This is a genomic window from Acetobacter sp. DmW_136, from assembly GCF_008690365.1.
GTDB classification, from domain to species: Bacteria; Pseudomonadota; Alphaproteobacteria; order Acetobacterales; family Acetobacteraceae; genus Acetobacter; species Acetobacter oryzifermentans.
This window is the reverse complement of sequence record NZ_VHON01000092.1, coordinates 1-1,095: the sequence shown is the minus strand read 5'-3', so window position 1 is coordinate 1,095 and position 1,095 is coordinate 1. Positions and strand designations below refer to the sequence as shown.

Below are 1,095 nucleotides of genomic sequence, written 5' to 3'. Positions count from 1 at the left end.
TGTCTATCGAACTCTCAGCAGAACAGCCTCAACGTTCTTGTTGGGTTCACTCTAAGCGTACGTAAAGTACACTTTCGTGTCGTGACCCCATTACTCTTGGTTGAGTAATTTCAGGCCGGCGTTCGGGCAGCCTACCTCGTCATCCGTTATTTTTTCACGTCCTCTGACGTGGGTTCATTCAGCGACCAGCAGCGTGATGTCGGAACATTCTGATCTGTTCCCGGCGTCGGGGCCGTCAGAACGCAGAGCACGGTCTGTTTCTGCCGGGTCAGCGTGAAAAGGGCTCCTGAGCCTTCATAATCCGCTGTAGTCGTAATCCGGTAGTCTTTGTTCAACAGGCTCGCCAGAGAGTCCGGGACTGGATTCAGCATTGTTGGAACGGCCAGAGGACTATAGGGCGATTTAACCCCAGACTGAGGCAGCCAGTCTCCTGTGTTCCGGGCAAAGCCTGAAGCCGGTAAAAGAAGGAGCGTCAGGGCCATTAAAATCAGCGACAGTTGTTTCATGAGGATGTCTCCTGTTCTTTCTTTTTCACATGCTCTTTTTCGGCATCGAAGGCATGAAGCCCCGCGCGCCTCCAGCGTGTTTTCAGGTCGTCTGGGGTGGTCACATTGCTGCCCCGAAGCTGTCCCGCAATATCCAGGAAGGCCCCGAGCAGGGTGGCGCGGTCATCATCGGTCAGATCGACCAGTCCCGCCTTCTGGACCAGGCCGCCCAGTTCGATCAGATGATGGGTGCGTTCCCGTCGCGCCTTCGCCCAGTCGCGCATGTCGGTGCGTGCCTTTCGTGCCTGATGGCGATGGATCAGGGCCGCCTGCTTCCTGATCCGTTTTTCAAGCGCCAGTAATTCCGTTCTGATCGTTTCCGGTTCCTTTCCGATTGCCCTTTTTCCCGCCTGTCTGAAAGAAAGATTCCCCGCGTTCGGTCCACCTCGCAACGGCTTCGGGTTTGCCGTCCGCCTGTTCGACAGCCGCAAGCAGTACCCCGGCCAGCGCCTCGATCGACAGTGAATTGCCCCGGGTTTTGTGGAGACGTTTTTTATCTGATTTAAGCGGCTAATGCATGTGATTTCTGTTGTGCATAAAAGCGTGCCTC

At 55.5% G+C, this 1,095-nt stretch carries 2 protein-coding genes and 1 pseudogene; all 3 read right to left on the bottom strand.

Annotated elements, in window-relative coordinates; all coding sequences use genetic code 11:
* Window positions 1-146: 146 nt before the first annotated feature.
* Window positions 147-506 carry a hypothetical protein gene (locus tag FKW31_RS15805; RefSeq protein WP_150179060.1) on the bottom strand — a complete coding sequence of 120 codons (360 nt, stop codon included), beginning with the start codon at window positions 504-506 and terminating at the stop codon, window positions 147-149.
* Window positions 503-769: a conjugal transfer protein TraD gene (locus FKW31_RS15800; protein WP_150179061.1), complete on the bottom strand. Its 267-nt coding sequence runs from the start codon at window positions 767-769 to the stop codon at window positions 503-505. Before FKW31_RS15800 ends, FKW31_RS15805 begins: the two co-directional genes overlap by 4 nt.
* A gap of 64 nt (window positions 770-833) precedes the next feature.
* A pseudogene (traD, locus tag FKW31_RS15795) lies at window positions 834-1,022 on the bottom strand (conjugal transfer protein TraD); the annotation flags it as partial.
* Window positions 1,023-1,095: the final 73 nt, after the last annotated feature.

Bases quoted from the DNA above. Each gene is read 5' to 3' on its own strand.
- FKW31_RS15805 (WP_150179060.1), bottom strand. From the start codon at position 506: ATGAAACAACTGTCGCTGATTTTAATGGCCCTGACGCTCCTTCTTTTA.
- FKW31_RS15800 (WP_150179061.1), bottom strand. From the start codon at position 769: ATGCGCGACTGGGCGAAGGCGCGACGGGAACGCACCCATCATCTGATC.